General features: G+C 52.3%; 6 protein-coding genes. 4 read left to right on the top strand and 2 right to left on the bottom strand.

The window, feature by feature from the left end; genetic code table 11:
* Window positions 1-31 precede the first annotated feature (31 nt).
* On the top strand, window positions 32-343 hold the full coding sequence (locus tag ACPLUI_RS09020; protein ID WP_424659934.1) for a polysaccharide deacetylase family protein: 312 nt from the start codon (window positions 32-34) through the stop codon (window positions 341-343).
* An 83-nt stretch (window positions 344-426) separates the two neighbouring features.
* Here the strand turns inward: ACPLUI_RS09020 and ACPLUI_RS09015 are convergent, their stop codons facing one another.
* Together ACPLUI_RS09015 and ACPLUI_RS09010 are read right to left on the bottom strand one after the other, a co-directional pair.
* Entirely contained in the window at window positions 427-1,347 is a 921-nt protein-coding gene (locus tag ACPLUI_RS09015) for a serine hydrolase (RefSeq protein ID WP_424659933.1), read from the bottom strand.
* A 151-nt stretch (window positions 1,348-1,498) separates the two neighbouring features.
* The gene (locus tag ACPLUI_RS09010; protein ID WP_424659932.1) at window positions 1,499-2,545 is read right to left on the bottom strand and encodes an NAD(P)-dependent oxidoreductase; all 1,047 of its coding nucleotides are present in this window, start codon (window positions 2,543-2,545) and stop codon (window positions 1,499-1,501) included.
* A gap of 488 nt (window positions 2,546-3,033) precedes the next feature.
* Here ACPLUI_RS09010 and ACPLUI_RS09005 point away from each other — a divergent pair, with 488 nt between their 5' ends.
* The 3 genes from ACPLUI_RS09005 to ACPLUI_RS08995 form a co-directional block, all read left to right on the top strand.
* Window positions 3,034-3,180 (top strand): hypothetical protein, encoded by a 147-nt coding sequence (locus ACPLUI_RS09005; RefSeq protein WP_424659931.1) that lies wholly within the window; start codon window positions 3,034-3,036, stop codon window positions 3,178-3,180.
* A gap of 7 nt (window positions 3,181-3,187) precedes the next feature.
* The gene (locus ACPLUI_RS09000) at window positions 3,188-3,793 is read left to right on the top strand and encodes a class I SAM-dependent methyltransferase (protein ID WP_424659930.1); all 606 of its coding nucleotides are present in this window, start codon (window positions 3,188-3,190) and stop codon (window positions 3,791-3,793) included.
* Between the two features lie 272 nt (window positions 3,794-4,065).
* A partial coding sequence (locus ACPLUI_RS08995; protein ID WP_424659929.1) for an MFS transporter occupies window positions 4,066-4,933 on the top strand: 868 nt, incomplete at its 3' end.

Below are 4,933 nucleotides of genomic sequence, written 5' to 3'. Positions count from 1 at the left end.
CCGCACCGGTTAGGGGGCAAGCCTATGGGCATTGACAGGGAAGAAGATGAAATACCTGCGCCCGCCCAAAGGAGAATACAGTGAGCGAACTCTGGCCGTAACCAGGCAACTCGGGTATCACAATATTTTCTGGAGCCTGGCCCTGGTGGACTGGGTGCCCATGCCCGGAGGCTCACAGGAAGCCTACCAATCGGTAATGGATAACCTGCACAACGGAGCAGTAATACTGCTGCACGCCATATCCAGGGATAACACCGAGGCCCTCGACCGTATCATCAAAGATGCCAAAGCCCAGGGTTATACTTTTAAAACGCTGGACGACCTGGTAGCTAAAAAATCTTAGTTTAGTTTCAATTTAAAGGATTAAAAGAGCCTGGCGATTTTAAAAACGCCAGGCACCTTTATTTTAGGGCAGAGCTAACGCTATCAACGGTAAACGTTTATCTGGTAGTCATAGACTATCCGGGAAATCTCGGCAATGCGCGCAAACCCTGTATCCACATCTGTTTCCCCTTTGGAAAGCACCACCAGAATGTAAGGATGTTCGGTGAAAATAATCCCCACATCGTTGGCCACACCCCAGACATCTCCTTCCTTGTGGGCAACCCGTACCTCCGGCGGAAGCTTGCCGGGGAGACCGACGTGGTAAATGGGGTTAGCCATATCATCCAGCAGACGTTCCCCCAAAGCAGGGTACTCGCGGCTGAATTCCAGCACTGCCTCCATATACCGGCCCATATCCCGGGCAGTGGTGATATTCTCGCCATTGGGGAACACGGTCTGTCCACCAAGGTCACGCATAAACTGGGCCACATTCTCCTTGCCCAGGTAGCGCACCAGCATGCGGTAAGCAATGTTGTCGCTGATGGTTATGGCAAGATTGGCCAGCACCCGCAGGGAATAGCTGTCACCGTCCCGGGCTGCAAACTGCAGGATACCGGCACCTCCCTGATAGTCCTGGCTGCTGTCATAAACAACCCGGTCATTCCAGTTCAACCTGCCCTGGGCTACGAGATGGTTCAAGTAAAGAACCACAGGTACTTTCACCGTACTGGCGGCAGTTATGGGCTCATCACCGTTTATATCAAAACTGGCCCCTGACTCCAGGTCCTTGAAGTAAATACCGTAGACTCCCGGCTGCTGGGACAGGTACGCTTCAAGCTGTGCCCGCAGTGGCTGGTAATCCGGCACCTGCTGGGAAAATGAACCCTTATTTTCAGTCGCCTGCGCAAGCGAAACCTGCAGCTCCGGGCCGCTCAAGGCACCTCCTGTACTCGCAACCACCAGACAGGGCAGGGCAATTAAGAACATGATAAGGCTCAACAAACGACGTTTTTTCACTCCCATACCTCCCCCGAACACAAAAAAATTACCGGCACAGCCGGATACCATTTAATAATTATCTAATTTTCTATATACACATCTCTATAAAGATTGTAATAAAAGCGTGGACGCAGGGCAACGGCCAATTGATGGGAAGACTGGCATCAAACTTTTCTTACCCCTGAACTGCTCCATGCCGGAGAGGTTTCCCGCCCAAAAAATTTACAATTTCCCCGGCAATTATTTTCGCTGCTTTCAGCGGTGCGGCTTCCGTCTTGCCTCCCAGGTGGGGGGTCAGGAGAACGTTGTCGAGTGTAAAAAAGGGGTGATCCGGAGACGGGGGTTCCGAAATTAAAACATCCAGTGCCGCTGCCCGGATTCTTTTTTCCTTTAACGCAAAGTAAAGGGCATCCTCATCTACCAGTTCACCCCGGGCGGTATTGATCAAGCAGGCCGATTTCTTCATCAAAGCAAGCTGGGGTGCGCCAATTAAACCGATTTTTTCGGGAGTGGGCCGGGTATGCAGGCTCACAAAATCGGAAGCCCGGAGGAGTTCTTCCAGAGTCACGGGCCGGCCACCCGCGGCCAAGATCTCTGCCGGAGCCACATGGGGACTGTACACGAGAAGTTTCATACCAAAAGCCTGTGCCCGAGCCGCCACCCGCCGGCCCACCTGCCCGAAACCGATAATACCCAGGACCCTCCCGGCCAGTTCCACCCCCTCCAGCCGGCTGCGGCAGTCGTAATGCCAGGCACCGGCCCCCAGGCGGCTCACCAGACGACAGACCTCCCCCATATTGCGGGCCAGAAAGAGCAAAAGGGCCATGGTTAAATCGGCGGTTGAGTCGGCCGCACGCCCCGGGGCATGCACCACGGGGATCCCCCGTTTCAAGGCCGCTCTCACATCCACATTCACCGGGTGCGCCCGGGCACAGGCAATCAGCCGTAACCCTGGTGCACTCTCGATTACTTCTTCAGTCACGGGCGCTTTATGAACCACCAGGATCTCGGCCCCGGCCAGCTTACCGGCCAGCTCCGCCGCAGAACCATAAAACTCTTTGACTCCTTTTTCATCACCTCGGGCAGGTTCAGTGGAAGAATTATCTCCCAAACCTGTCCTTAACACCGTTATGGTAACCGGCCACCCGGCCAGCAGAGCAGGCAATTCACGGTGCAATGCTCTCGCAGTAAGAGTCCCGTCATCCACAAGATACAGGTGCATGCCCCACCCTCCTCTCTGATTACCCATTATTGGAAATTCGTTTTCCAGATGATAAATCCTGCTTTATGATTAAGCGCAGGGACGTTACACTGCTGTGCTGGTGCAGCCCGGGAGCGCCAGCGCGGTTACCCGAAACTTTTCTGCCACACTGTACCCATAGGTTTTCTGGCTGAGTGTTTCGGGTTACCGGTAACGTATCTGGACGGCCGCGAGAACCCTGTTTTGGAACGAAGAGGACAGAGACCGGTTTTTGAGGTTAATCGGCTTCAAGTTGATCGAACAAAAGGTGCTTACTGTGTTTTCTGACACAGTGTTGTTGGGAAACCCGTTTTTGCTATTTGGCAGCAGGAATTTGGCAGCGGAGGAAAGAAAAGATGGGGGACAGTACTCCGAGCCGGAAGATATTTGATCAGGTAATGGGATCACTGAATCTAAAATCAGGGGGGATTGGAGGGATTTTAATTGAAATTGCTTAAGCGAGCGAAGCGGTGCAGCAGGTGGCCGGTGCCAGCGCATTGTCGGACTTTGACCGGATGCGGGAGAAGGTAGAGCGCCTGCAAGCGGAGGCCAGGGCGGGGAGTATGTTTTCTTCCAGCAGAAGGTCCAGTTTTTCTTTCGGGAAGATCAGGAGGTGAGAAGAAGATGACGATAGAGAAACGTTACCAGAAAAGATATGAAACAGGTGATACTCCTTGGGATATTGGCAAGCCTGATTTCAACCTCATTCAGACTGTGACTACGATGGCCATAAAACCTTGTAAAGCACTGGATATTGGGTGTGGAACTGGCGACAACTCCATATGGCTTTCCCAGAATAATTTCGATGTGATAGGTATTGATACTTCGGAAGTTGCAATACAAAGAGCTATAGAGAAAGCTTCAAAAGCTAATGTCAAATGTACTTTTATTGTGATTGACTTCTCTACAAACAAAATTGAGGGAGCACCATTTGGCTTTGCATTTGATAGGGGTTGTTTTCATTCATTAAATTCGGATGAAGAACGGAAGAGCTTTGCTGAAAATGTAGCTGCCCATTTAGAAGAGGGTGGCCTGTGGCTGAGCATTATTGGCAACGCCGATGAACGACGTGATGGTCCAGGTCCACCACAGAGGACTGCCAAAGATATTGTTAACTCTGTGGAGCCCTACTTCGAAATCCTTTCGCTCGTTTCAAGCCATTTTGGCTCTAACCACCCAAAGCCGCCCAGAGCCTGGGTTTGCCTGATGCGGAAAAGGCGTTTTGCATAAATGCCTGGAAGATCATTAATGACTGACCATATTGCGTTATTGGAAGGTGAAAGTCGTATAAGACGCCCAATGTAAAAAAATGTCCTGGAAAAAGGAAGAGCCCTTTAAAGGGCTAATTTTTCGTTCACACAAGTTTAGAAACCAAGAGGCCTTTTGAGCGAGATCAGCAACATATTGTTTAAAGATATAAGTCATAAAAAGTGAACAAAAGGGCACAGTTTTTCTTAAATCACCGAACCTTTTGCGAGGAGGGCTTGCAGGCGAAACAGATTATGAATACCGGCTATTTGTTTACACTGATCAACCTGGCTGTTTTTCTGGATACTGTGTTATACGGAATTATCGTCCCCGTGATGCCCTATTACGCCACCAGCACAGGCGCCTCCACCACTGAATTGGGGGTGATTTTTGCCGCTCTTTCCGCCGGCCTCCTTCTGGCCAGCGTCCCCGCGGGACTGCTCTGTGACCGTTACGGTTACAGGCCGGTCATGGTTTTTGGTATGGCCGGACTTACCATTTCCACGCTAATCTTCATGATGTCCCGCTCGGTATTGCTTTTAGTTATCGGCCGCTTACTCCAGGGATTAGCCGCAGCAGCCACCTGGTCCGCAGGCCTTGCCCTGGTAGCAGCTCTATACCCACCCCGTTTAAGGGGGGAGAAGATGGGGATGGTCATGACCAGCACCGGCCTGGGTACCATCATCGGCCCCGTGCTGGGTGGTACCCTTTACCAGTTCACCGGTTACGCCTTCCCCTTTCAAATAACGGCGGGGGCAGGGGCTCTGCTGACCTTTCTGCTCTGGTCCAGCCCCCTGCCCCCCAAAAAAAGCACCACCGGGCACCAGCCGCCCTGGCAGGAGCTTTTATGCAACCGGAACATTTTCTGGGGTGTGATTATAACTGTCACGAGCAGCTTCGGGTTTGGTATGCTGGAACCTCTCCTGCCCATCGACCTGCATAAACGTTTTGGCCTCGGCAGTGCAGGCGTAGGACTGCTCTTTGGCGCCCTGAGCCTCACCTTCGCTCTGTTCCAACCTCTCTTCGGAATCCTGTCAGACCGGCTGGGACGTAAACCATTGATTGTGGCCGGATTGCTCGGCACGGCAGTTACCGTGCCGTGGCTGGTCGTGGCGCCGACTG

This window comes from Desulfofundulus sp. (assembly GCF_049701015.1).
GTDB lineage: Bacteria > Bacillota > Desulfotomaculia > Desulfotomaculales > Desulfovirgulaceae > Desulfofundulus.
Note: the sequence above shows the minus strand (reverse complement) of the source record. Positions and strands in the feature narration are given on the sequence as shown.